This is a genomic window from Gallaecimonas sp. GXIMD4217 (assembly GCF_038087665.1).
In the GTDB taxonomy this organism is placed as follows: Bacteria; Pseudomonadota; Gammaproteobacteria; order Enterobacterales; family Gallaecimonadaceae; genus Gallaecimonas.
This window is the reverse complement of record NZ_CP149925.1, coordinates 2,354,512-2,379,421: the sequence shown is the minus strand read 5'-3', so window position 1 is coordinate 2,379,421 and position 24,910 is coordinate 2,354,512. Positions and strand designations below refer to the sequence as shown.

22 protein-coding genes and 2 tRNA genes are annotated in these 24,910 nt (G+C 65.9%); 9 read left to right on the top strand and 15 right to left on the bottom strand.

The window, feature by feature from the left end; all coding sequences use genetic code 11:
* Window positions 1-232 precede the first annotated feature (232 nt).
* The gene (locus WDB71_RS11690) at window positions 233-958 is read left to right on the top strand and encodes an SGNH/GDSL hydrolase family protein (protein ID WP_341501765.1); all 726 of its coding nucleotides are present in this window, start codon (window positions 233-235) and stop codon (window positions 956-958) included.
* Here WDB71_RS11690 and WDB71_RS11685 read toward each other — a convergent pair.
* From WDB71_RS11685 to WDB71_RS11645, 9 genes are all read right to left on the bottom strand, one after another.
* Window positions 952-1,203 carry a hypothetical protein gene (locus tag WDB71_RS11685; protein WP_341501764.1) on the bottom strand — a complete coding sequence of 84 codons (252 nt, stop codon included), beginning with the start codon at window positions 1,201-1,203 and terminating at the stop codon, window positions 952-954. The two genes, WDB71_RS11690 and WDB71_RS11685, sit on opposite strands and share 7 nt — an antisense overlap.
* A gap of 66 nt (window positions 1,204-1,269) precedes the next feature.
* On the bottom strand, window positions 1,270-2,259 hold the full coding sequence (locus tag WDB71_RS11680) for a TIGR00341 family protein (RefSeq protein WP_341501763.1): 990 nt from the start codon (window positions 2,257-2,259) through the stop codon (window positions 1,270-1,272).
* An 88-nt stretch (window positions 2,260-2,347) separates the two neighbouring features.
* The gene (locus WDB71_RS11675) at window positions 2,348-4,528 is read right to left on the bottom strand and encodes a S8 family serine peptidase (protein WP_341501762.1); all 2,181 of its coding nucleotides are present in this window, start codon (window positions 4,526-4,528) and stop codon (window positions 2,348-2,350) included.
* Window positions 4,529-4,781: 253 nt separating this feature from the next.
* Window positions 4,782-5,825, bottom strand: coding sequence for a 3-isopropylmalate dehydrogenase (gene leuB, locus WDB71_RS11670; protein WP_341501761.1), 1,044 nt, complete (start codon window positions 5,823-5,825; stop codon window positions 4,782-4,784).
* On the bottom strand, window positions 5,822-6,385 hold the full coding sequence (gene leuD / locus WDB71_RS11665; RefSeq protein ID WP_341501760.1) for a 3-isopropylmalate dehydratase small subunit: 564 nt from the start codon (window positions 6,383-6,385) through the stop codon (window positions 5,822-5,824). Before leuD ends, leuB begins: the two co-directional genes overlap by 4 nt.
* Window positions 6,385-7,791, bottom strand: coding sequence for a 3-isopropylmalate dehydratase large subunit (leuC, locus tag WDB71_RS11660; protein ID WP_341501759.1), 1,407 nt, complete (start codon window positions 7,789-7,791; stop codon window positions 6,385-6,387). The genes leuD and leuC overlap by 1 nt, the downstream gene beginning before the upstream one ends.
* 9 nt (window positions 7,792-7,800) lie before the next feature.
* Entirely contained in the window at window positions 7,801-9,348 is a 1,548-nt protein-coding gene (locus tag WDB71_RS11655; RefSeq protein WP_341501758.1) for a 2-isopropylmalate synthase, read from the bottom strand.
* A 462-nt stretch (window positions 9,349-9,810) separates the two neighbouring features.
* Window positions 9,811-10,491, bottom strand: a complete 681-nt coding sequence (locus WDB71_RS11650; protein ID WP_341501757.1) for a TorF family putative porin — start codon at window positions 10,489-10,491, stop codon at window positions 9,811-9,813.
* Between the two features lie 118 nt (window positions 10,492-10,609).
* A complete protein-coding gene (locus WDB71_RS11645; RefSeq protein WP_341501756.1) occupies window positions 10,610-11,428 on the bottom strand; it encodes an amidohydrolase family protein in 819 nt (272 codons plus the stop codon).
* 190 nt (window positions 11,429-11,618) lie between these two features.
* On the opposite strand from WDB71_RS11645, the gene msrA reads away from it, so the two are divergent.
* Together msrA and WDB71_RS11635 are read left to right on the top strand one after the other, a co-directional pair.
* On the top strand, window positions 11,619-12,137 hold the full coding sequence (gene msrA / locus WDB71_RS11640) for a peptide-methionine (S)-S-oxide reductase MsrA (RefSeq protein ID WP_341501755.1): 519 nt from the start codon (window positions 11,619-11,621) through the stop codon (window positions 12,135-12,137).
* A 15-nt stretch (window positions 12,138-12,152) separates the two neighbouring features.
* Entirely contained in the window at window positions 12,153-14,030 is a 1,878-nt protein-coding gene (locus WDB71_RS11635) for a transglycosylase SLT domain-containing protein (RefSeq protein ID WP_341501754.1), read from the top strand.
* Here the strand turns inward: WDB71_RS11635 and smrA are convergent.
* Window positions 14,027-14,614, bottom strand: coding sequence for a DNA endonuclease SmrA (gene smrA / locus WDB71_RS11630; RefSeq protein ID WP_341501753.1), 588 nt, complete (start codon window positions 14,612-14,614; stop codon window positions 14,027-14,029). The two genes, WDB71_RS11635 and smrA, sit on opposite strands and share 4 nt — an antisense overlap.
* 30 nt (window positions 14,615-14,644) lie before the next feature.
* On the opposite strand from smrA, the gene WDB71_RS11625 reads away from it, so the two are divergent.
* From WDB71_RS11625 to WDB71_RS11605, 5 genes are all read left to right on the top strand, one after another.
* A complete protein-coding gene (locus WDB71_RS11625) occupies window positions 14,645-15,712 on the top strand; it encodes a DUF418 domain-containing protein (protein WP_341501752.1) in 1,068 nt (355 codons plus the stop codon).
* Between the two features lie 202 nt (window positions 15,713-15,914).
* Window positions 15,915-17,579, top strand: a complete 1,665-nt coding sequence (locus tag WDB71_RS11620; protein ID WP_341501751.1) for a S8 family serine peptidase — start codon at window positions 15,915-15,917, stop codon at window positions 17,577-17,579.
* Window positions 17,580-17,755: 176 nt separating this feature from the next.
* Window positions 17,756-17,832 (top strand) — tRNA-Pro (locus tag WDB71_RS11615).
* Between the two features lie 39 nt (window positions 17,833-17,871).
* Window positions 17,872-17,948 (top strand) — tRNA-Pro (locus WDB71_RS11610).
* A gap of 79 nt (window positions 17,949-18,027) precedes the next feature.
* Window positions 18,028-18,987: an alpha/beta fold hydrolase gene (locus tag WDB71_RS11605; RefSeq protein ID WP_341501750.1), complete on the top strand. Its 960-nt coding sequence runs from the start codon at window positions 18,028-18,030 to the stop codon at window positions 18,985-18,987.
* On the opposite strand, the gene WDB71_RS11600 is transcribed toward WDB71_RS11605, so the two are convergent.
* The 5 genes from WDB71_RS11600 to WDB71_RS11580 form a co-directional block, all read right to left on the bottom strand.
* Entirely contained in the window at window positions 18,984-19,796 is an 813-nt protein-coding gene (locus tag WDB71_RS11600; RefSeq protein ID WP_341501749.1) for a hypothetical protein, read from the bottom strand. The genes WDB71_RS11605 and WDB71_RS11600 overlap by 4 nt on opposite strands.
* Window positions 19,793-20,650, bottom strand: a complete 858-nt coding sequence (locus WDB71_RS11595) for a TraB/GumN family protein (protein WP_341501748.1) — start codon at window positions 20,648-20,650, stop codon at window positions 19,793-19,795. The genes WDB71_RS11600 and WDB71_RS11595 overlap by 4 nt, the downstream gene beginning before the upstream one ends.
* Window positions 20,651-20,686: 36 nt before the next feature.
* A complete protein-coding gene (locus WDB71_RS11590) occupies window positions 20,687-20,827 on the bottom strand; it encodes a DUF3149 domain-containing protein (RefSeq protein ID WP_341501747.1) in 141 nt (46 codons plus the stop codon).
* 151 nt (window positions 20,828-20,978) lie between these two features.
* Window positions 20,979-21,461 carry a peptidylprolyl isomerase gene (gene slyD / locus WDB71_RS11585; protein WP_341501746.1) on the bottom strand — a complete coding sequence of 161 codons (483 nt, stop codon included), beginning with the start codon at window positions 21,459-21,461 and terminating at the stop codon, window positions 20,979-20,981.
* Window positions 21,462-21,633: 172 nt separating this feature from the next.
* On the bottom strand, window positions 21,634-21,927 hold the full coding sequence (locus WDB71_RS11580; RefSeq protein WP_341501745.1) for a DUF4286 family protein: 294 nt from the start codon (window positions 21,925-21,927) through the stop codon (window positions 21,634-21,636).
* Window positions 21,928-21,971: 44 nt separating this feature from the next.
* Between WDB71_RS11580 and WDB71_RS11575 the strand changes: the two genes are divergently transcribed.
* Entirely contained in the window at window positions 21,972-24,827 is a 2,856-nt protein-coding gene (locus WDB71_RS11575; RefSeq protein ID WP_341501744.1) for an ExeM/NucH family extracellular endonuclease, read from the top strand.
* Window positions 24,828-24,910 lie beyond the last annotated feature (83 nt).

The window sequence follows — 24,910 nt, the reverse complement described above, 5'->3', positions numbered from 1 at the left end:
TGGATGCGGATGTTCCGTAACGCCCGGAAGTTTGTTGACTAAGTGGCAGAAACGGCAATTAAAAAGCCTCGCTTGCAGCGGGGCTTTTTTGTGGCCGCTTTCCGGCCTTGGTGAACAGGGTCACAAAGCGTAACAGCGCCGCCTCTCTCGGCGTTTTTGTCTAGGCATTTAGCCGGGTTGGTGCGTTTTTTATGCCTATGCTTTGAAAACGACAGGCTCACAGAGACAGAACATGGACAGGCTCGCCGCCACCTTGTTGGCACCCCTGCTGCTGGCCCAGGGAAGCTGGGCCAGGCGCCGGGCCCTGCAGATGAACCCGCCGGAGGGCGCCACTGGCGGTGAATGCGGCCGGGGCCGGCCGCTCAGGCTGCTGCTGGTGGGGGACTCGGCCTGTGCCGGGGTCGGTGTGACCTGCCGGGAGCAGGCCATGGTGGGGCTGCTGCTTGGCAACCTGAGCGGCGATCACCGCCTCTACTGGCGGCTTCATGCCGAGAGCGGCAAGACCAGCGCCCAGGCGCTGACCGAACTGGCGGTGCGCCACCCCGAGCCTTTCGATCTGGCGGTATCCACCCTGGGGGTCAATGACGTCACCTCGTCCCTGAGCGGTAGGCGCTGGCTGGGCCGGCAGCGGCAGCTGGTGGCGCTGCTTCGGGAGCGCTTCGGGGTACGGCAGGTGGTGCTCTGCGGCCTGCCGCCCATGGGCCTGATGTGGGCGTTGCCCCAGCCCCTGCGAGGGGTGCTGGCCCAAAAGGCCAGGCGCTGGGACAGGGCCCTGGCCAACTGGGCGGTCCGCCAGCCCCACTGCCATCATCTGGCCTTTTCCGCCGTCGGTGGCCGGGAGCTGCTGGCCGAGGACGGCTTCCATCCCGGCCTCCTGGGCCACGCCCTCTGGGCCAAGCGGCTGGCCAACTGCATTCGCCAGCTGGAGTCCCAGCCCAGGCTCAGGTGCCATCAGTAGCCGGATTCCGGGTAGCTTACGCGTCGCAGCTGTTTGCAGCGGGACAGCGGACTGTCCTGCTCGGAAGGGGGGCCGCAGTTGCTTTCCATGAAGCGTTCTTCCGCTTGCTGTTCCTTTTGCCCGTAGTAGCTGTCGAGGCCGGCTTCAACGAGCAGGTCGACGGCGGGCCAGGGGGTGTTGAGGTGCCCAGTCGGGCGCTGGGCGCAGCCGCTCAGCAGTAAAAGCGGCAGTATCCATGCTTTCATTACAGGCTCCTTTTGCTGGAGCAACTATCTGATAATGAAAGTGAATATTCGATGACGCGGCGACAGCTAGCCGGTCAGGGCCATGAGCAACAGCAGGGACAATAACAGCCCTATCCAGGTGGCCACCGCCCTGTAGGTGGCCTTCCTGACCTTTTCCTGCTGCCACCAGTAACGGGGGCTGACCCCCTGAAACAGGAAGGTCAGTACTCCGGCCAGGTTGACGCAGATGACGTTGATCGCCACCAGCAAGGCCGCGCCCAGGGCCAGGGTCAGCTGGCCGCTGCCCAGCAGCATGCCGCAGGTGACCAGGGGCGGCATCAGCGCCACCGCCACCATGACCCCGATCACGGCGCTGCTCTGGCCCGAGGTGAAGGCCAGGGTGCCGGCGGCGCCGGCGGCCAGGGCCAGGATGATGTCGCCAAGGCCGACCGTGGTGCGGGCGGCGATGGCCGGCACTGTGGGATCCACCGTCAGCAGCTGGGCGACGCCAATGGCCAGTGCCAGGGTCAGGGCCACCCCCAGGCCGTTGGTGATCAGCGCCTCTCGGCCCAGCTCCAGGTCGCCCATGGTGGTGGCCAGGGCCAGGGCGATATTGGGGGCCAGCAGTGGCGCTATGACCATGGCGCCGATGATGATGGCCAGATCGTCGCGTACCAGGCCCACGGCGGCCACCAGGGCCGACAGGAAGCTCATCAGCAGGAAGGTGCGGCCGGTGCTGAGGCCGGCCTGGGCCTGGGCGTAGAGCTCCTCCCGGCTGACCCTGGCATGGTTGTTCGACTCTTCTTTCTGCTCGCCTGGGGGGGCCTCTTCCTTGGGCCTGGGCAGGGTAGCCTCCACCGGCAGCAGCATCAGCCTGAAACCTTCGCTGTGGCCCAGGGCCTGGTCGAAGTCGTCCATCAACGGCTCGGCCTTGTCCGCCTCCACCAGCAGGTTGGCCAGCAGCTGTTCGTCGTCCTTTTCTATCCAGCAGCCCTGGATGTCCTTCTCGACCAGCAGGCGCTGCAGCTCTGCTGCCCGCTCCGGAGCCAGGACCACCGTCATAAGCCGCAGCGCCATGGCGCTTCCTCCCGGGGATACCTGACTAGAGTATCGACCATAAAAAAGGCGCGCCTGTCGGCGCGCCTCGTCCATAGGGAGTTTGGACTTAGTTCTGGAATTCCAGCTTCCAGGAATCGATGTAGCCGGTGTCACCGGAGTACACGTCTTCCACGGTCAGGCGCCATTCGCCGGCGGCGGGAATGGTGCCGGCATCCAGGCTCCAGGTCTTGTTGATGTTGTCGGCGGAGTCGTTGGACGGCTCCTGCAGGGTGGCGCTGGCACCGGTGGGGGTGAACACCTTGATGCGCAGGTCGCCGCGGTAGCTGTGCTTGATGTCCACGCTCACCAGCACGGTGCCGGAGTCGCCGGCCCTGTCCACGTTGATGGTGGAGCTGGCGGTGGCGTTGTCGGTGATGGTGACGTCGTTGGTGTTCTCAAACACGGACTCGCCGCCGCTGCTGGGCTCGGAGACGGTCAGGCCGGCGGTGAGGCTGGCGGAGTCGAAGGCGCCGTAGGCGTAGACAACCACATAGTAGGTGCCGGCGGCCGGGGTGCTGATGGCCACGGACTCGTTGGAGTTGTAGCCCTGGCTCTTCCAGGTGGCGTCGGAAGAGGAGCTCGGCTCGCTACCGGCCTTGACCCAGAGATCGGCGTCGCCGTTGGGGCCGGCCAGGTTCAGGCTCAGGTTCTGGGCGTTGGCGGGCACCTCGATGGTGAAGACGCGCTTCTCGCCCTTGGCCAGGGCGATGCCGCTGACCACGCTGCCGTCGCTCAGCACGTCGCCGCCGGGCTCGGTGCCGGGATCGGTACCGTTACCACCCTGGGCCAGGGCCACGGCGGCGGCCGCATCCAGGTGACCTTCGCCGCAGTTGGCGGTGGTGCAGTCGGTGCTGGTGAAGGCACGGGCGCTGTCCTTGATCATCTGCTCGATCTGGGCCGGGGTCAGCTGATCGTTGACGCCCTTCATCAGGGCCGCCACGCCGGCCACATGGGGGGCAGCCATGGAGGTGCCGGCCATGGTGCCGTAGCTTTCGTTGCCTTCGGCGTACTGGCCGCTGTTGACGGTGGAGTAGATGTCGTTGGCGGCGACGCCGTCACCGCTGCCGCCCGGGGCGGCGATGTCGATCAGGTTGCCGTAGTTGGAGAACCAGCTGCGGTTGCCGTCGCGGCCGGTGGAGGCCACGGAGATGACGTTGTTACAGTTGGCGGGGCTGGCGTTGGAGACATTGGTGTTGTCGTTGCCGGCAGCCACCACCACCACGGCACCGGCGTTGACGGCGTCGTTGATGGCGTCCTGGTAGGCCGCGCCACAGGCGCCGCCGCCACCCAGGCTCATGTTGATGACGTCGGCGGGGTTGGCGTTGGCCGGGGTGCCGGCCACGGCCAGGCCGGCGGACCAGCGGATGGCGTCGACGATGTCGGCGGTGGAGCCGCCGCAACGGCCCAGGGCCCGGGCCGCGAAGACGCGGGCGCCATGGGCGACACCGGCTACGCCGACGTTGTTGTTGGTCTCGGCGGCGATGGTGCCGGCCACGTGGGAGCCGTGCCAGGAGGCCGGGGTGTCACGCTGGGGGTAGTACTGGCCGTAGAACTGCTCGCACTCGCCGGCGCGCAGGTAGTCGCCGGCGTCGGTCGGGTCGTTGTCGCGACCGTCACCGTCGTTGGCGATCCAGCTGTGGGAAATGAAGTCGTAGCCGGGCAGCAGCTGGTTAGCCAGATCCGGGTGGTTGGGGCGGATACCGCTGTCGATGACGGACACCACCACGCCGGCGCCGTTGGCGCTGTCCCAGGCGTTGTCGACGTTCATGCCGGTGGCGCCGAAGTAATGCCACTGGCTGTTGTACTGGGGATCGTTGGGGGGCATCATCGGCCGCATCCAGCGATCGGCTTCGACGTAGGCCACGCCTTCGGCGTCGCTCAGGGCCTTGACGGCCTTGTGAACGTCGTCACGGTTCTCCAGTTTGTAGAGCTGGATCTGCTTGGTCAGGGAGCGCACCTTGGACAGGTTCAGGCCGGCGGCGCTGGCCTTGTCCATCAGCCTGGCTTCCATGGCGGCCAGGGCCTTGTCGCCCGGGGCGCCTTCACCCTTTTGGCCCTGATACTTGACGATCAGCTGGCCGGTGTAGATGGGCGCGGTCTGCTGGCCCAGGGCGGTGGCCTGGATGCTCTGGCTCGGCGGCGGCACCTCGGCAGCGGGGGCCTCGACGTTGTTGTTTTCGCTGTTACAGGCCAGCAAGGCGCTGCAGGCCGCTGCCACCAGGGACAGGCGGAATGTGTTCTGGAACATGTGTCCTCCAAAAAAAACCGGTGTTTGTTATTGTGTCAATGCCATCCTGGCAGGGAGTCCGGTGTCCTTACCGGGGCAAGGACTGGAGGGAGAGAGGCCTGCATTGTTACCCCTTTGGCCGACTTTTAACAAGGCGTAAACATCTTTAGGGGGCCAAAAAATGCCTTTTTATTTAAAAATTTTGATTTTTAATTCCAATTTGGAATATGTGTATTCTGCTTTGGAATACTAAAGGCCCCGTTCGGGGCCTTTTTCAGAGCCGCGCCAGTATGGCTTCGGTGACCGCGCCAGTGCCCAGCTGCCCGCCCAGATCCGCCGTCACCTGACCGGCCTCGACGCAGGCCCAGACCGCCTGCTCCAGGGCCGAGGCCTCCGCCTCCAGAGCCAGGGAATGGCGCAGCAGCAGGGCTGCCGACAGCAGGGTGGCCATGGGGTTGGCGAGATCCTGGCCGGCCAGTGTCGGCGCCGAGCCGTGGGCGGGCTCGTACAGGCCCAGGGTGCCTTCCCCCAGGGACGCCGAGGGCAGCATGCCCAGGGAGCCGCACAGCATGGCCGCCTCGTCGGTGAGGATATCGCCAAAGAGGTTTTCGGTGACCAGGACATCAAAATCCCTTGGCCTCGAGATGAGGTGCATGGCGGCGGCATCCACCAGCAGGTGTTCGGTGTCCAGTTCCGGGTAGTCGGCCAGCACCTGGTCGCTGACCCGGCGCCACAGCCTGGAGGTGGCCAGCACATTGGCCTTGTCGACCTGGGTCAGGCGGCCGCGGCGGCCCCGGGCCAGTTCGGCGGCCTTTCGCACCACCCGCGCCACCTCGGTGCTGCTGTAGCGGCACAGATCACTGGCCTGCTCTGTTCCTTCTTCACGCTCACCGAAATAGATGCCGCCGGTCAGCTCCCGCACCACCAGGATGTCGACCCCCTCCAGCAGCTCGGCCTTGATGGGGCTGGCCGCCGAAAGCGCCGGGTGGGGCTGGATGGGCCTCAGGTTGGCGAACAGCCCCAGGCCCTGGCGCAGGGCCAGCAGGCCGTTTTCCGGCCGCTGTCCCGGGGCCTTGTCGTCCCATTTGGGGCCGCCCACGGCGCCGAGCAGGATGGCGTCCGCCGCCCGGCAGCGGGCCAGGGTGTCGTCGGGCAGGGGCGCCAGGCCCTGATCCAAGGCGGCGCCGCCTATGGGTGCCTCGGCAAAGGCGAAGTCATGGCCGAAGCGCTTGGCGATGGCGCTGAGCGCCGCTTGTGCCGAGGCGACGATCTCCGGGCCTATGCCGTCGCCGGGCAGCAGCAGGATCCGGGCCTTCATGCCGGCCTCCCGGCCTCGAAGGCGGCGATGGCGTCACCTTGGCCGAGGATAAAGCCCAGCTGGTCCTGGCCCTGCATCAGGCACAGCCGGCTGAAGGGGTCCAGCGCGAAGTCAATGAGCCGGTCGCCCAGGCGCAGCTGCTGGCTGGCCAGGTCGATGGTCAGGGCCTGGCCGGTGGCGCCCAGCAGCAGCCGGTGGCTCATCTCGTCCACTTCTATGGCCACCAGGCCGTTCTTGAGGGCATTGGCCTTGAAGATGTCGGCGATGCGGCTGGAGATCACCGCCTTGAAGCCGAAATCGAGCAGGGCCCAGGGGGCGTGTTCCCGGGAGGAGCCGCAGCCGAAGTTGTCGCCGGCCACCAGGATCCGCCCGCCCTGCTGGAAGGGATGGCGGGGCCTTTCGCGGCCGTCGGCCTGGAAGCGCCAGTCGGCGAAGGCGTGGCGGCCCAGGCCCTGGCGGGCGGTGGTGGTCAGGAAACGGGCCGGGATGATCTGATCGGTGTCGATGTTGCGTTCTGGCAACACCAGGATCTGGTCGTGGATCTGCTTAATGGGTTGCATCAGGCGCTCTCCCTCATCTGCTGCTCGGTGTGGGCGATGGTGCCGGTGACGGCGCAGGCGGCGGCCATGGCCGGGCTGGCCAGCACGGTCCGGCTGCCCAGGCCCTGGCGGCCCTCGAAGTTGCGGTTGGAGGTGGACACCACCAGCTGGCCGGGCCCGGCCAGATCGCCGTTCATGGCGATGCACAGGCTGCAGCCGGGCTCGCGCCACTGGGCGCCGGCGGCGATGAAGATGTCGTCCAGTCCCTCGGCCTCGGCCTGGCGTTTCACCAGCTCCGAGCCCGGCACCACCAGCATCTGCACCCCCTTGGCTATTTTCCTGCCCCTGAGCACGGCGGCGGCGGCGCGCAGATCGCCGAGGCGGCCGTTGGTGCAGGAGCCGATGAAGATCAGGTCGACCCGCTCAGCGGCCAGGGACTGGCCGGGTTTCAGCCCCATGTAGTCCAGGGCCTTGTGCTCCAGGGCGTCCCTGGGCTCGGGCACGGCCTCGGTGACCGGGATCACCATGGCCGGGTGGGTGCCGTAGCTGACCGTGGGGCGGACGGCGCCGGCGTCGATGTGGACTTCCCTGTCGAAGCGGGCGCCGGCGTCGCTGGCCAGGCTCAGCCAGTCCCGGGCGGCGGCCTCGAAGGCCTGGCCCCTGGGGGCCATGGGCCGGCCCCGCAGCCAGTCGATGGTGGTCTGGTCCGGGGCTATCATGCCGGCCCGGGCGCCGGCCTCGATGGACATGTTGCAGACCGTCATGCGCTCCTCCATGTCCAGGGCCTGGATGGCGGGGCCGGCGTATTCGATGACGTGGCCGGTGCCCCCTTCCATGCCGATGCGGCCGATGATGTGCAGGATCAGATCCTTGGCGCTGACGCCCTCGGTAAGCTTGCCGTCCACCCAGATGCGCATGGACCTGGGCTTGCGCTGCAGCAGGCACTGGCTGGCCAGCACATGGCCTACCTCTGTGGTGCCGATGCCGAAGGCCAGGGCTCCGAAGGCGCCGTGGGTGGCGGTGTGGGAGTCGCCGCACACTATGGTCATGCCGGGCTGGGTGGCGCCCAGCTCCGGGCCCATGACGTGGACTATGCCGCGGTGGGGGCTGTCGAAACCGTGCACCGTGATGCCGTGGCGGCGGCAGTTGTCCTGCAGGGTCTGCACCTGCTGCCAGGCCGCCTCGCTGGCGAAGAAGCGCTGGCCCTGGGCGTCCGGGGCCGTGGTGGGGGTACTGTGATCCAGGGTGGCCAGGGTGCGCTCCGGCCGGCGCACCTTGAGGCCGCGGCGGCGCAGCTCGGCGAAGGCCTGGGGGCTGGTGACCTCGTGGATCAGGTGCAGGTCGACGTAGATCAGCGCCGGCTGCTCTGGGCTTTCGGCCTGGATCTGGTGGCGCTGCCAGATCTTGTCGAACAGGGACTGGGGCATGGTCTCTCCTTATCCGGCCTTGGCCAGGCTGGGCTGGCGGCGGGCGATGGCGTTGATGATGGTCATGAAGGCCTGGGCGCTGGCGGCGATGATGTCGGTGTCGGTGGCGCTGCCGCCGTAGCTGCGGCCGTCGATATCGGCCTGGATGTGGGCCTCGCCCTGGGCGTCCTCGCCGCCGGTGAGGGCGCGGATGCTGAAGCGCTGCAGGTCGACGGTGATGGCGGTGGCCCGTTCTATGGCCTTGAAGGCGGCGTCCACCGGGCCGTCGCCGGTGGCGGCCTCACAGTGGTGACGGCCGTCGGGGCCGACCAGGATCACCGCTGCCGAGGCCATGGCCGGGTTGATGCCGGACTGGATCTGCAGCCGCGCCAGCTGCCAGGGGCCCTGGTCCTGTTCCTGGCCGGCCAGCAGCGCCTCGATGTCGGCGTCGTAGATCTGCCTTTTTCTGTCGGCCAGGGCCTTGAAGCGGGCGAACAACTCGTCCAGCCGGGCGGCATCCGGGCTGTGGCCCAGGGCGCGCAGGCGGTCGGCCAGGGCATGGCGGCCGGAGTGCTTGCCCAGTACCAGCTCTGAGCGGACCAGGCCGATGTCGGCGGGATCCATGATCTCGTAGGTGTCGCGGCTCTGGAGCATGCCGTGCTGGTGGATGCCGGACTCGTGGGCGAAGGCGTTGTCGCCCACTATGGCCTTGTTGCGGGGGATGGCCTGGCCGATGACGCTGGCCAGCTGCCGGCAGGCGGGCAGCAGCCGGCGGCTGTTGATGCCGGTGTGGCAGCCGTAATGGTCGGCCCGGGTCTTCAGGGCCATCACCACTTCCTCCAGGGCGGCATTGCCGGCCCGCTCGCCGATGCCGGTCAGGGTGCACTCCACCTGGCGGGCCCCGGCCGCCACCGCCGCCAGGCTGTTGGCCACGGCCATGCCCAGATCGTTGTGGCAGTGGGCGGAGATCACCGCCTTGTCGATGTTGGCCACATGGAGTTTCAGGTAGCGGATGCGCTCGGCCATTTCCGTGGGACTGGTATAGCCGACGGTATCGGGGATGTTGACGGTGCTGGCACCGGCATCGATGGCCGCCTCCACCACCTGGGCCAGGAACTCCGGCTCGGTGCGCAGGGCGTCCTCGGCGGAGAACTCCACGTCGTCGGTCCAGGTCCGGGCCCGGCGGATCCCGGCCACCGCCCGGGCGATGATCTGCTCCTTGTCCAGCTTCAACTTGTGTTCGCGGTGGCAGGGGCTGGTGGCGATGAACACATGGATGCGCCTTCTTTCGGCACCGGCCAGGGCGCGGCCGGCCTGGTCGATATCGCCGTCATGGCAGCGGGCCAGGGCGCAGATGGCGGGGCCCTGGATGCTGTCGGCGATGGCCTTGACTGCTTCGAAGTCGTCCGGGCTGGCGGCGGCGAAGCCGGCTTCGATGACGTCCACGCCAAGCTCGGCCAGGGCCCCGGCCAGCTTCAGCTTCTGGGCCAGGGTCATGGAGCAGCCCGGGGACTGCTCCCCGTCGCGCAGGGTGGTGTCGAAGATGACGACCCTGTTGGGGTCTTCCGGCTTGGTCATGGCGTTCTCCTTGGGCAAAAGACATAAAAAAACCCGCTCCAGAGGGAGCGGGTTCGTTGGCTTGGTTCCTGGGACTCTTAGTCTGCTGGTCCCCTGTACGCCCACGACGGCCCGCTCCTTTGGCGAAGAAGGAGAAGGGCAAGCAGTAGCAGGGAAGCAGGCAGCAGCGCGCCGGCCGGCTCATGGCTGGCCAGGGGGGCGAGGTTGAAGATGGCGGCGCTGATGTCGTTCATGGCTTTCAACATGACCGCTTTGACCGGGGCTGTCAACCGGCAAAAAAAATGGCTGCCAATTCCGGGCAGCCAAGAGGTCTTAACACTAACCCCTTGGTGTAGAGGCCAGGCTAAGGGAGGACTCACCCACTTTATTCCTTACCAATGTCAGGGAAAAGTGACTCTTCGGTGAACGACCGGGATCCGTCGATAAAGGCTAAATTAAGGACGCCTCATGGCGCCCGATTGCTCAGAAGTTGAAGGTGCGGGCCACCTGGAAGTAGAGGCGGCCTTCGGCTTCCGGCACGTCATCAATGCTGGTGTCCTGCCAGGACAGCTCCATGTCGAAGCCGGCCCAGGACTGGGTCAGGCCCAGGCGCCAGTTCTGGTAGTGGTCCTTGCCGAACCAGATATTATCGCCCTTGCCGGACAGGGCCTGGCTGTGGGTGATGCTGGCCACCAGGCCGAAGCCCCGCTCCAGCTGCCAGCTTTGTTCCACAGTGGCGAAGTAGTGGTGGCCGAAGTCGCCAAAATAATCGGGACTGTAGTTCAGCTGCAGCCTGGTGCCGGTGGGCAGGTGCCAGGCCACATAGGCTTCGGGGTAGTTGGCCTGGGATTCGCCCGGGTAGCTGTACTGAAGGATGCCCAGATCCAGGGCCTGGTCCTCGCCCAGATCCCAGCGGTAGCCGACGTAGAAGTCCCATTCCAGGTCGAAGTCGTCGCCAAGATCGATGTTGGAAGCCCAGGTGCCGATGTAGAGGCCGTTGTCGAAGGTGGCGTCCAGGCTGGCCTGCAGGGCCGGATCTTCGCCGGTCTGGCTGATGCCGTTGAACAGGTAGTCTGAGGCCAGGGTCAGGGTGGAGGAAAGCTCGGCACTGGCGGCCTGGGCGCTGAGGCCGGCCAGCAGGCAGGCAAAGAGGGTCTTGTTCATGGCAATCCTTTGTCGTCGAAGTCTGGCCAGGTCCCATGGTGGCCTTGCATGGTGGCCTTGGAAGAGCCTAGCCTGGATGGCGAAAACTTCCACAAGTGTGTCCTTTTCCTCAAATCCTTCAGGGCAGGCGGTACCAGTGGCGGGCGTTGCCGGCCAGCAGCCGTTGCCGGCTGACCTCTGGCTGCGTCGCCACCAGCGCCAGCAGCCGTTGCCAGATGTCGCCATAGCGCCCCGGCTCCACCGGGAAGTTGCTGCCCAGCATTACTCGAGCGTCGCCGAACAGCGCCAGCAGGGCGTCAAGCAGGCGCCTGCCGTCGTCCAGGCTCCAGTCTGGCTTCATCATGGCCAGGCCGCTCAGCTTGACCGCCACCTGGGGCCGGGCCGCCAGGGCCGCCATGGCCTGCTGCCAGTGGTGCCATTGGCCCTGGTCGGCCAGGGGCGCGAAGCCGCCATGGTTGAGGATCACCCTGGTACTAGGATGGGCGTCGCACAGCTCGGCCAGGGCCTTGAGCGCCGGCCAGTCCCCAGGGGGCAGCTGGGCGTCGAAGCCCAGGCCCAGCTCGCCGAGGCGGGCAAAGCCCAGGCGCCAGTTTGGGTCTTGCAGCCAGGCTGCATCCTCGACGATATGGCGCACGCCCCTGGCCCCCAGTTCGGCCAGCTCATCCAGAGTGCCCTGGTCGCGCAGTTCGGCGCCGGCCACCACCGCCGTCGGCAGGCCAGTGCTGGTGCGCAGTCCCTTGAGCCAATGCAGCTCGGCGCCGGGGTTGTCGTTGTCATAGCCGGCCTCGACATGGATGGCACCGTTCAGGGCCAGTCCGGGGGCCTCCAGGCGCAGTCTCTGGGGCAGGCAGGGCAGATCCAGGCGGGCATCGGCCCGGCGCCAGTGGTAACGACCCAGGCGGGCCGGCCACAGATGCAGGTGGCTGTCGATAAGCACCTTGTTCACTCCATCGGGGCGGAAGTGGCAAGGGTATCAGTTCAGTCGCCGCTTTGCCGGGATCACCGACAGTGGCCGTTAAGGGGAAGCGCGCTAAGGTGGCGACAGCCAAGTTGGCTGGCAAAGCCGGCCCAAGTGGGCCATAAGAGAACTGTTTGTCACGTTTTGGACAGGGATGAAAGGAGGATGCATGGAGACTCTCACCTTGGGAGGCGGCTGCTTTTGGTGCCTGGAGGCCGTGTTCCAGCGAGTCAAGGGGGTGCAGGCGGTGCGTTCCGGCTACGCCGGCGGCCATACCGCCAACCCCAGCTACGAATCGGTCTGCCACGGGGATACCGGTCATGCCGAGGTGGTGGAAATCCAGTTCGACCGCGGGCAGACCGATCTGGACAGCCTGCTGGACCTGTTTTTCGCCGCCCATGATCCCACCACCCTCAACCGCCAGGGTAACGATGTGGGACCCCAGTACAGATCCATCATCCTCTATCGGACCCCGGATCAGAAGGCGGCCGCCGAGCGGGCCATGGCGAGGGCCAAGGGCCATTATCCCGGCCCCATCGTCACCGAGCTGTTGCCCTTCAAGGACTTCACCGAGGCCGAGAATCACCACCAGGACTATTACAATCGCAACCAGCAACAACCCTATTGCCAACTCATCATCAGACCGAAACTGGAGAAGCTGCTGCATTCCGACACCGCGGCTTCCTGAACCAAGGAAACGACCATGCGCCTGAGGATTTATGCGCTGCTGTCTGGTCTACTTTTTGTTTCCCAGAGCCAGGCCGGGCCCGCCGAAGACTATCTCAAGGCCCGCCAGGCCCAGCAGCGGGGCGACGAACCCCGATACCAGCGGCTCAGAGCCGAACTGGCCGACTACCCCCTGGCCAGCTACCTAGACTACTTCCAGCTCAAGGCCCAGGTGGCCACGGCAAGCCCCGAAGACATCCGCCAGTTCCTGCGCGACAACCCGGACAGCCCCCTGGGCGCCTTCCTGGTGGAGCGTTACCAGAAGGCCCAGGCCGAGAAGGGGGCCTGGCAGAAGCTGCTGGCGTTGAGTGACCAGGTGCCAAGTGACGGCGAACTCAAGTGCCACTACTACCATGCCCAGTGGCGCCAGGGGGACAAGGCCCTGGCCCTGGAAGGCGCCAGGGAACTCTGGCTGTCGGGCCGCTCCCAGCCCAAGGCCTGCGATCCCCTGTTCAAGGCCTGGCGCCAGGCCGGGCACCTGGACACGGAGCTGGTGCTGCGGCGCATGGAAGCGGCCTTCAAGGAAGGCCAGGGCAGCCTGATGAGCTACCTGATGCGCTACCTGCACGGCCGTGATCGCAACGCCGGCCAGGCCATGCTCAACCTGTTCCGCAGCCCGGACAAGGCCGCCAACGGCGGGCCCAGGCTAAGGGATGAGGCCCGCCGGCGCCGGTTGGTGATGCTGGCGGTGGAGCGACTGGCCAGGCGCCGGCCACAGAAGGCCTGGCAGACCTGGATGCAGGCCCGCCAGCATGTGGCGTTCGGCTGGCCACAGAAAAAGGCCATGGCCAGGGGGCTGATCCCCAGGCTGATGTCCAGCGACGACGCCAAGGCCGCCGACTGGCGGGATCAGGCCCTGACCCTGTACCGCTTCGACGATCTGCTGGAGCGGCGCATCCGCAAGGCCCTGGCCGAAAACGACAGCGCCCAGGTGCGGCAATGGCTCCTCAAGCTGTCCCGGGAGAGCCGTGACCAGGAGCGCTGGCAGTACTGGCTGGCCAGGACCGACGGTGATGCCACCCTGGCCAGAAGCCGGCTCGAGGCCATCGCCGGCAACCGCTCCTACTACGGCTTCCTGGCTGCTCAGGAGCTGGGCCTGCCCTATGCCTTCAACGAGGCGGAGCCGGCCCAGCCCGATGCCGAGCTGCTGGCCGAGCCGGCCCTGGCACGGATCCGCGAGCTCAAGAAGCTGGACATGCACCGGCTGGCCTCCCTGGAGTGGCAGCACCTGCTGAGTCGCCATGACTCTCAGGCCCGCCAGGCCCTGGGCAGCTGGGCCCTGGCCGAGGGTTACCACAACCTGGCGGTGTGGGGGGCCATACGGGGGGACGGCTGGGATCTGCTCAAGGTCCGCTTTCCGGTGGCCTTTGCCGCCGAGTTCAAGGCCGAGGCCGAGCACAACGAGCTGCCGCTGAGCCTGCTGCTGGCCCTGGCCCGCCAGGAGAGCGCCCTGGATCCCCATGCCCGCTCCCATGTGGGCGCCATGGGCCTGATGCAGCTGATGCCGGCCACGGCCAGGCGCACCGCCAAGAAGGCCGGAATGAAGCTGCAAATCGACCAGCTCTACCGGCCCGAGGTCAACGTCAAGCTGGGCAGCCGTTACTACAAGGAGATGCTGGCGCGCTTCGACAACAACCGCTTCCTGGCGGCGGCCGCCTACAATGCCGGCCCGCACCGGGTGGATCGCTGGCTGGGCAAGGGGGTGGACGCCCAGGCCTTCGTGGAGACCATTCCCTTCAAGGAGACCCGCCAGTACGTGCAGAGCGTGCTGGCCTACAACCTCATCTACCAGCACCGAACCGGCCTGCAGCCGGGACCCTTGCTGACCCCACAGGAGCTGGCCGGTCGCTACTAGCGGCCGGTGCGCTTGGCGTGGCGTTCGAAGTTGTCCTGCTTCTGCAGGGCATTCTTGCGCAGCAGCACGTAGAGGGCGCCGGTGCCGCCATGGTTGCGCTGGGCACTGTGGTAGGCGAGCACCGGCGGCAGCTCCTTGAGCCACTTGGCGCAACAGCTCTTGAGCAGGGCAGGGGGGCGGCTATTCTCGCCGCGGCCGTGCAGGATCAGCAGGGTACGCAGGCCGGCCTTGTGGGCGTCCTGGATGAACTGGAACACCTGCTGGCGGGCCTCAACAAACCTGAGCCGGTGCAGATCCAGCACCGACTGCACCTCGTAGCGGCCCTGGCGCAGCTGCTTGAAGACGCCGTCCTGGACACCGTCCTTCTTGTAACTGAGCACGTCCCGGGGCTCCACCAGTTCCATGGCCTCGCTGGACAGGAAGTTGGCATCTTCCACCAGTTCGGCCTCGGCGGCGGCGCGGCGGGCCTTGAGGGCGGCGGGATCCTGGCGCTCGGGACGGCGTTCGGCCCTGTCTTCCTGGCGGATCCGTTTTACGCCGGCCATTTCCTTTTCAAACAGGAACTTGTCATCATCCTGCATCATTTGCCTCCAGTTACGACTTAGGGAGCTGCTATGAGCCGCGACATCCGCATGGACAGCGCCAGGGGTCTGGCCATTTTCGGCATACTGCTGATCAATATCCAGTCCTTCGCCGTCCAGGAGGCGGGCCGCTTCGATCCCTTCTTCCAGGGACCGCCGTCACTGGCCAATGGCCTGGCCTGGTGGCTGCAGGTGCTGCTGGTGGATCACCGCTTTATCAGCCTCTTTGCCCTGTTGTTCGGCATGGGCCTGGCGTGGCTGAAGTCGCGTGGGCCCCTGTACCAGTTCCGGCGCCTGAAATGGCTGGTGGCGTTCGGGGTGATCCACGGCCTGTTCATCTGGGAAGGGGACATCCTGCTCAGTTACGGCCTCACCGCCATGGTGGTGCTGAACCTGATGGATCGAAGCGTGCTCTGGCGACTGCGGGCCGGCCTGGGGGCTCTGGCGCTGGCGTTGGCCCTGGGCGCCGTGCTGATGGCCCTGCCAGGTGGCGAGGAAGAGGCCGTGGATCTGGTGCTGCTGTACCGGGACCAGGGCTATGGCGAACAGCTGTTGCACCGCTTCCTATACCTGTTTTTCACCGTCATGGCCTGGCCCTTCAGCACCCTGTGGTGGGTCGGCGCCCTGATGCTGCTCGGCTCGGCCCTGGCCGAGCGACCCCATTGGCAGCGGCAACTGGCCGCGAGCTGGCCACTGTTTCTGCTGGCCGGGCTGGCACTGACCCTGCCCGGCGCCCTGGCGCTCTGGTACGGCGGCGCCGAGCCGAGCGACCAGCATGGGCTGATCACCACCTTGGAGCTGGCCGGGCCCATACAGGCCCTTGGCTACCTGGGTTTTTGCTACCGCCATGGCCAGCGCCTTCCAGCCCTGGCCGCGGCCGGGCGCTGGTCCTTCAGCCATTACCTGCTGCAGAGCCTGGTGATGACGAGCCTCTCCTACGGTGCCTGGCTGCTGCATCCGCTGGCGCGCTGGCAGTTGCTGCTGCTGGCCCTGGGCTATGGGGTGCTGCTGGCCAGGCTGTCGCCGCTACTGGTCGGCTTGTCCGAGCAGGGACCCATGGAACGCCTGTGGCGACGGCTCAGCCGGCCACATCGGGAATGAATATCTAACTATATGAGATAAATATGAAAAGCCGTTTAAGCAAGGCGGCCTGCAGGCATTGCTTATTGCTTAAATGTGAATATTTTGTTTCCGGGTGCTTGCCTTTTTATGTTGGCTGCGGGTAGAGTGCGGCTACCGGATGTAAAAGCCGGGTTAACAACAACACCGACTCATAACGACAATGACATTTCGGGAGGACACTATGAGCCGTTGGTCAAAAGGGGCCAAAGCAGCCCTGTTCACTTCTTCTGCACTGGCCCTGGCCGTTTCCATGGCCGTCAATGCAGCCCCCAGCCAGGATCGTTACATCGTCAAGTTCAAGCCCGGCAAATCCACCGAGGCCAAGGGCCTGGTGAAGCGCGCCGGTGGCAGCGTGGCCCTGGATCTGAAAAAGCACGACGCCATGGCCGTGACCCTGCCGGCCCAGGCCCTGAAGGGTTTCCAGAACAACCCCAACATCGAATACATCGAGGAAGACGCCAAGCGTCACCTGATGGCCGAAACCAGCCCCTGGGGCCTGACCTCTGTTGCCGCCAACACCCCTGAGCTGACCGATGCCCAGGCCGGCAACACCACCGTTTGCATCATCGACTCCGGCTACCAGGCCGACCACACCGATCTGGCCGCCAACCAGGTGGCTGGCACCAACAACAGCGGTACCGGCAACTGGTACGAAGATCAGAACCACCACGGTACCCACGTGGCCGGCACCATCGCCGCCGTGGCCAACGGTGAAGGCGTGGTGGGCGTACTGCCCAACGGCCAGGTCAACCTGCATATCATCAAGGTGTTCAACGCCGACGGTTGGGGCTACACCTCCAGCCTGGTCAACGCCGTCGACACCTGTGTCGCCAACGGCGCCAAGGTCATCAACATGAGCCTGGGTGGCGGCCGCTCCAGCCGCACCGAGCGTAACGCCTTCGACAGCTACTACAGCCAGGGCGTGCTGGCCATCGCCGCCGCCGGTAACGACGGCAACAGCAGCCACTCCTACCCGGCCTCCTACGACGCCGTGGTTTCAGTGGCCGCCGTCGACAACAACCACGAATGGGCCAACTTCAGCCAGTACACCAGCCAGGTGGAAGTGTCCGGTCCGGGCGAAGCCATACTGTCTTCCGTGCCCATGGGTGCCGGTCACCTGGGTGATCTGGTCGTTGGCGGCCAATCCTGGTTCGACCGCGGCGTGGTCCCCCACAACCGCTTCGAAGACCAGGGCAGCGGCTACATGCCCGTACCCATGCCCGGCCAGGCCTCAGGTGCCCTGGCCCAGTGTGATACCTCCGCTGGCAGCTACAACTGTGGCGACATGACCGGCAAGATCTGTGTCACCGAGCGCCTGGCCGACCAGGGTGGCTCCAGCTACCCGGAAATCGACGCCGTCAAGGCCTGTCAAACCGCCGGCGCCGTGGCTTCCGTGGTTTACTCCCGTGCCGCCAAGCCGGGTCTGCAGAACCCCTTCCTGGTGGACTGGGACAACGAGCTGAGCATCCCCTCCGTCTCCATCAGCCGCGCCGATGGCCTGGAGCTGCTGGGTCACCTGGGTGAGAACGCTTCCCTGTCCGTCACCACGGGCGGCGAGCACGCCTACTACAACGGTACCTCCATGGCCACCCCGCACGTCACCGGCGTTGCGGCCCTGGTCTGGAGCCAACACCCCACTTGTAGCGCCGCCGAGATCCGCTCTGCCCTGAGCAGCACCGCCGTGGATCTGGATGTGGCTGGCCGTGACGACCGCACCGGCTACGGCCTGGTCAACGCCGTCGCCGCCCACGACTATCTCAGTGCGCAAGGCTGCACTGGTAGCACCGGTGGCAGCACCGGTGGTGGTAAGCCTGGCAAGGGTGGCAAGGGCAAAGCGAAGCTCTAACCACCGTTGCCGGACATCACGTTCAAAAAACTGACGTCATGACTTTGCCCCGCCTTGTGCGGGGCCTTTTATTGGAATTTTCAAGGCTTAGGTCGAAAGTTGCGCAAAAGGCTTCGTTTTGGTCAATCAGTGCTTGAACGGGAACGCCGAAAGGCTATAATGCACGGCGCTGACGTCGGAGAGTAGCTCAGCTTGGTAGAGCACTACGTTCGGGACGTAGGGGTCGCAGGTTCAAATCCTGTCTCTCCGACCAGACTTCAGCTGGCATGGCCATGCCGTGCCGGAACACATTCGGAGAGTAGCTCAGCTTGGTAGAGCACTACGTTCGGGACGTAGGGGTCGCAGGTTCAAATCCTGTCTCTCCGACCAGATTGAAAAGGGCAGCCTGATGGCTGCCCTTTTTGCGTTTTGGCATACTGGACGCATAAGCACGGGCAGTGGAATTGCCATGAACTGGATGAAAGAAGCCGAGCTGGCCTCGGCCTACCGCAAAGAGATAGACCCCTTTTGGCGCCAGGGCCGGGAAGGCACCCTGGTGGCCGACGACGGCCTTGGCCTTCATTACCGCCTGTTCGAGCCGGCCGGCGCCGAGACCCTGGTGGTGATCAGTGCCGGCCGTACCGAGAGCGTGATCAAGTACCAGGAGCTGATCTTCGAGCTGGGCCGCAGGGGCCTGGCGGTGGCGGTGCTGGATCACCGCGGCCAGGGCCTGTCGGGACGGGAGTCCCACGACGGCAACCATGGCCATGTGCGCAGCTTCGACCACTATGTCACCGACTTCCGGCTGTTCATGGAGCAGGTGGTGAAGCCCCTGGGCTATCGCCGCCACTGGCTGCTGGCTCACTCCATGGGCGGCTGTATCGCCGCCCTCTACCTGGCCAGGCACAGCCACCCCTTCGAGCGCTGCGTGATGTCGGCGCCCATGTTCGCCATCCACACCCATCCCTTTCCCCGCTGGCTGGCCAAGGCCATGACCCGGCTGCAGAGCCGCCACCACCAGCGCCTGGGCCGGCCTGGCTATGTGATCACCGGCAAGGCCTATGCGCGGTTGCCCTTCGAGGACAACCGCCTGACCCATTCCAGGGTGCGCTTCGAGCATTACCAGGACTGGTACGAGGAATATACCGAGGCCCAGCTGGGCGCTCCCACGGCCCACTGGCTGGACGCCGCCTTTGGCGCCATGGCCGAGGCCATTGCCCTGGCGCCAAAGATAGGGATCCCGGTGCTGGTGTTGATCGCCGGCGAGGACAGGATAGTGGCCAGGGATGGTCAGGATGCCTTCCTGGCGGGACTGCAAGACGGGCAGGGCCGGATCATCGAAGGGGCCTGGCATGAGCTGCTGGTGGAGGCGGACGCCTATCGCGATCAGGCGCTGTCGCTGGCCTGGTCCTTCCTGAACGAGGCCTAGGCGGCCAGCTTCAGCAGCAGGGCGTAGGCGCTCCTGCCGGCCAGGGGCGGCAGGGCCTGGAGCTGGGCCTGGTAACCGCGGCGGCGGGCATAGCTGAGCAGATCGTCCAGGATCAGCTTGCGCAGGGCCGGGCGGAACAGCCAGGGCACCAGCAGCTTGTGCCAGTTGAGCCCGGCCTGGCCGGGCGGCAGCGACAGCAGCTTGAGGCTGGCCGCACCCAGGGCCGGCAGCTCGCCCGCCAGGGGCTCGTAGAAGCTGGTGTCGATGAGGTGGAAGCGGGTCGGCACCAGCACCATGGCCGGCAGCTGGCGCCGGCAGCCTTCGAAGAGCAGGTGCTGGGCCTGGCCCAGGCCCAGATCCAGGGCCAGCAGCTCCCTGTTGCCGGTCAGGGGTTGCAGGGCCTCGGGCCCGGCCAGATCCGCTTCGTGCCAGAGCTGGTGCTCGGCAAGCTGAGCAGGCGAGGTGGGCGAGACGGTGATCAACGGCCGCTCTTGGCCCAACCAGCGGCCGGCGCCGCTGTCGCCCCATTCCACCAGGGGGCGGGCACCCTGGTCCAGCAACAGCGGCAGGCTCTGTTCCAGTGACTGGGCCCTGGGGCTGGGCAGGGCGGCCAGGCGCTGCAGCCGGGGCAGCCAGGGCAGTTCGTCTTGGAAGGGGGCGGCGTCCAACTCGCCGTGGGCATTGAGCGGCGGCGCCTGGGCCAGGGCCTGGCTCAGCTGGTAAAGGCCGGGATAATCCTGTTGCCAGGCCTGGGCCGGTGCCGACCAGAGCAGGCGGTATTCATTGACCAGGCGCAGCAGCTCGCTCATTGCAGCCTTTCGACCTCCAGTTGCTGGCCGCGCAACATCTCCAGCAGGCCGTCTTCACAGATGATATGGGCCATGCCCACCACCACCAGGGTATTTTTGCCATCCAGGGCCTTGAGCCTGGGCAGCCACTCGCGGTTGCGCTTGGCCAGGGTTTCCTCATGGAGGTGCCTGACCGCCGGCTCCGCGCCCTTGGCCAGGGGGCAGAGTCCCTTCAGGGCCTGGATGTCGCCCTGGTGCCAGGCCTGGAGCAGGGGCGAAAGCTGCTGATCCAGCTGGCCGATCTCCTTTAGGGTCTCCTCGAGCATGGTGTCGGCATAGCGGTCGATGCTGGCCAGGGCCCGATACTGGCGCTCCAGGCTTTCCAGGCCGGCAATGTCCCTGTCGCCCAGCAGCGTCAGCAACTGCATTTCGGTGCCCAGCTCGGGGCGGAAGCCCTGCTGCTGCAGGGCCTGCTGCATCAGGCCGAGGGCCGCCAGCCAGGGCCGTTGCTGCTGCATGGCCTGCCAGGGCAGGCCAACGGCCTGGCTATGGTTCTTGAACAGGGTCCAGGTGGTGGGGCTGAGCTGGCCGTCCAGGGACTGGCCCGGCGGCAGCAGGCCGTAGCGGGCCATGGCCTGCTGCATGCTGGCCATGTCCATGGTGGCGGGGCTGACCTCCATCACCACCTTGTCTACCTGGTGCCTGGCCAGTATCGCCTCGAGCTCGGCGGCCGTGCTCTGCTTGCCGACGTGGATGGAACCCAACAGCAGGAACTGCCCCTGGGGGGAGCCGACCTGCCACAGGGCCGGCGCCGCATTGGACGGCAGCGGCGCCAGAACTATGAGAAGAATCAGTGAGATAATGTACTTTTGCATGGGCTGATATTAGCCCAATGCGGTACAAGAATCGAGCTACTTGCCTTCTTCGCTGTGGGTGGCCTTGTAGACCAGGAAGCCGGCGCAATAGCAGATGATGATCAGGGTGATCAGGATGCCGATGATGCTCATCAGGCCGACGGGGTTACCAAACAGGAGATCCAGCCACAGGTCCATTTTTTCCTCCGGGATGCCGGTTTTGTCTCTGTGGTCAGGTTAGGGGCTGGTCGTGATGGCGGGCCTGATCTGAATCAAAAACCCTATTCAGCTCAGGGGTATTTGCTGATCTGCATCAAAAAAGGCCCTCGAGAGGGCCTTTTCGACGAACTTAGTGGTGATGACCACCAGGACCGTGGACGTGACCATGGGCGATCTCTTCTTCCTCGGCGTCGCGGATCTCGACGATTTCCACGGCGAAGTGCAGGTGCTGGCCGGCCAGGGGGTGGTTACCGTCGACGGTGACGGTTTCCTCGGAAACCTCGGTGACCACCACGGAGCGGGGGCCGGCGTCGGTCTGGGCGGTGAAGCGCATGCCGGGCTGGATCTCGTCAACACCCTGGAAGGCGCTGCGCGGTACGGACTGGACCATTTCCTGATGGTAGGGACCGTAGCCTTCTTCCGGCGCCACCGTGACCTCCAGCTTGGCACCCGTTGCCTGACCTTCCAGCTCCTTTTCCAGGCCCGGGATCAGGTTGGCGTGGCCGTGCAGGTAGACGAGCGGATCGCGGCCGTCGGAGCTGTCGAGCACCTGGCCGGCGTCATCTTTCAGGGTGTAGTGGATGCTCACTACCTTGTCTTTGCTGATGGTCATGTGGACCTCTTTCATAAGGGTTGAGCCCCGAGCCTAACACAGTCGTCACCGCCATCGCCAATGTGATCGGGATCACGGTCCGACCAGTCCCTGGTACCGGCTGGGTGTTTTTTGTGCGGTTGTCAGTGCTGCGTCTTCCTGTTGTCACACTAAGTCGTTAAAAAGGCACGGATCATTCCAGGGGGACAAGGATGCGCCTGCTGGCCTGGAAGCGATCGCCGAAGCGCCTGAGGCCGTCGCCCCGCATCTGGGCGGCGCCATGCTGGAAGTAGTGTTCCAGGGCGGCCCTGTCCTTGACCTGGTAATGCACCACCAGCTCCAGGCCGTCGCCGTCCTGGCGCTCGAAGCCTTGGGCGCCGGTAAAACCGGGCTGCCTGAGCATGTCCTGGACGTGCTCCGCCAGCCAGGTGCGGAAGTCGTCGGCAACGGCGGCTTCCACCTTTAGGGAAACTTCATAGATAACCATTAACAAAAAGCCTCGAAATCAGGGGCATACAGGATGTTTGAACAATGCTAAGAAAAACGCAACTGGCCATGGCCGTGGCCCTGTGCTGTCAGCCGGCCCTGGCCGATGTGCTGTTCACCGAATACGTGGAAGGCAGCAGCAACAACAAGGCGGTGGAAATCGCCAACCTGGGCGACGGCGCCGTCGAGCTGTCCAGCTACCAGCTCAAGCGCTTCTCCAACGGCAGCAGCCATGGCGCCGCCATCACCCTGTCCGGCCAGCTGGCCGCCGGTGAGGCAATCGTTATCGCCAACCCCGCCGCCAGCTTCCTGGCCGGCGGCATGCTGACCAACAGCAACATCAGCCACAATGGCGACGATGCCATTGGCCTCTATAAGGCCGGTGAGCTGGTCGACGTCATCGGCGTCATCGGCCAGGATCCCGGCAGCGCCTGGACCGCGGCCGGCAAGTCCACCAAGGACATGACCCTGCGCCGCCTGGACGGCGTCAGCCGGGGCGCGGCGAGCTTCGACTTCAGCCAGTGGCAGGCCTTCCCCAAGGACAGCTTCGACGGCCTGGGTTGTGCCGGTGAAGCGGCCTGCAGCGCAACCGTTTTCCAGTGCCCCGACGATCTGACCCCCATCTACGCCATCCAGGGTGACGGCGCACGTTCACCCCTGGTGCCAAACGGCCGCTACCAGAGCGACGAGAGCTACGCCACCCGCGGGGTGGTCACCCAGGTGATGACCAGCCTCTACAAGGGCTTCTTCATCCAGGATGCCCAGGGCGACGGCAATGCCCTGACCTCCGATGGCCTGTTCGTGCACACAGGCGCCACCCCGGCCTCCGACATCGAGCCCGGCATGGAAGTCTGTGTGACCGGCAAGGTAAAGGAGTACTATGGCTTCACCCAGCTAAGCGCCGACGGCTACGGCGTGGTGGCCGGCCCGGTCAGCCTGCCCGAGGCGGGCCAGTTGTTCGTTGATGAGGGCGAGACCCTGCACGACGCCCTGGAGCGCTATGAGGGCATGCTGCTGCGCTGGGACAACCTGGACATGGCCGTGACCCGCAGCTTCGGCTACGACTACGACTCCCGCCGCAACAACATGGTGCTGAGCCTGGGCGAGCCCCACTACAAGGCCACCCAGCTGTACCCGGCCCTGAGCGAGGAGGCTCTGGCCCTGGCCGAGGCCAACCGCAGGAACCGTCTCTATATCGACAGCGACCAGCGCGCCCCCAATGGCGTGGTGCCTTACTTTCCGGGCTTCGACGCCGACCAGGGCTATATCCGCATCGGCGACAAGGTTCGCAACATGGAAGGGGTGCTGGGCTACTCCTACAACGAGTACCGCCTGATCCCGACCCTGATGATGACCGCCGGCGACTTCGAGCATGGCGAGCATGACCGTACCGCCGAGCCGGTGCTGGACGCCGAAGGCGATCTGCGCGTGGCCAGCTTCAACGTGCTGAACTTCTTCACCACCGCCGTGGGTGGCGACGCCAACCCCACCGGCCAGAACCGCGGTGCCCGCAGCGAAGCCGAGTTCCTGCTGCAGCGCACCAAGATAGTCAATGCCCTGCTGGCCATGGACGCCGACATCATCGGCCTGATGGAGCTGGAGAACAACGGCTTCGGTGACAACTCCGCCGTCGCCAACCTGGTCGGCAGCCTCAACGCCGAGCTGGCCGAAGCAGACCGCTACGCCTTCGTCGCCAGCCCGGATGGCGGCCCCATCGGCAGCGACGCCATCACAGTTGGCCTGCTGTACCGCCCGGCCAAGGTGGCCCTCCAGGGCCAGGCCCGGATCCTGACCATGCCCAGGCAGGTAACCACCGTGAAGGACAAGAACGGCCAGGACGTCGGCATCGACCAGGGCATGCGCGACAGCCTGATCCAGGGCTTCAGGCGCATCAGCGGCGGCATGGCCGCCGGCGATACCTTCAACCTGGTGGTCAACCACTTCAAGTCCAAGGGCTCTTCCTGCGCCGAGGACTACCCCCATGAGGCGGACGTGGATCCGGCCGACCTCCAGGGCCACTGCAACGAGCTGCGGGTGTCCGCGGCCCTGCGCCTGGGCCAGGCGGTGAACGCCCTGGCCGGTGAGTCCATCGTGCTGGGCGACCTCAACGCCTACGCCATGGAAGATCCGCTGCTGGTGTTGACCGACTACCAGGCCGATGGCAGCCGCGATATCGTCACCGCCGGCAACACCTTCCTGGACGGCGCCGTGCTGGACGCCGAGCCCCAGGTGGTGAGCCAGGGCCAGGGCCTGATCAAGCTGTCCGAGCCCGAGGCCTATTCCTACAGCTACGAAGGCGAGCTGGGCAGCCTGGACCACGCCCTGGCCACGCCTGGCCTGGCCGACAAGGTGGTGGCCATCGGCGACTGGCACATCAACGCCGTGGAGAGCAGTCTGTTCGAATACTCCGGCCGCTACACAGGTGATCTGGTCAAGTCCGAAGGCCCCTACAGCTCTTCGGACCACGACCCCGTGCTGCTGGAGCTGGCCATGCCGCTGCCGGGCAAGGCCAGCTTTGCCACCGAGCGCCTGGTCGTAGCGGAGTCCGACGGCGAGCTGCGCTTCCCCATCGAGCGCATCGAGGGTGCCGACGGTGAGCTGGTGGTCAACGCCAGGCTGCGTTTCCTGGGTAACGGCCGCGACAACGGCAAGCGCCGCAACGACCGCTTTGCCGATGCGCGCGATATCCAGCTGGTGACCGACAGTGTCCGCTTCGCCGACGGCGAGGCCGGCACCCAGGAGCTGGTGCTGGCGCTGACCCAGGACAGGGCCACCGAGCACAACGAGCGGCTGGTGCTGGAGGTAGACCATCTGGTCGACGGCCGGCTGCTCACCAGCGAGGTGGACGTGGTGATCCAGGACAGCCCCAAGGACAGGCCCTGGTTCGCCTTCTGGCGTTAAGACCAGGTAAAGGGGGAAAGGGAGGCTCATGCCTCCCTTTTTCTTTTGTGCCTGCCCCCTTATGCTGGTGCCTCAACCGAGAA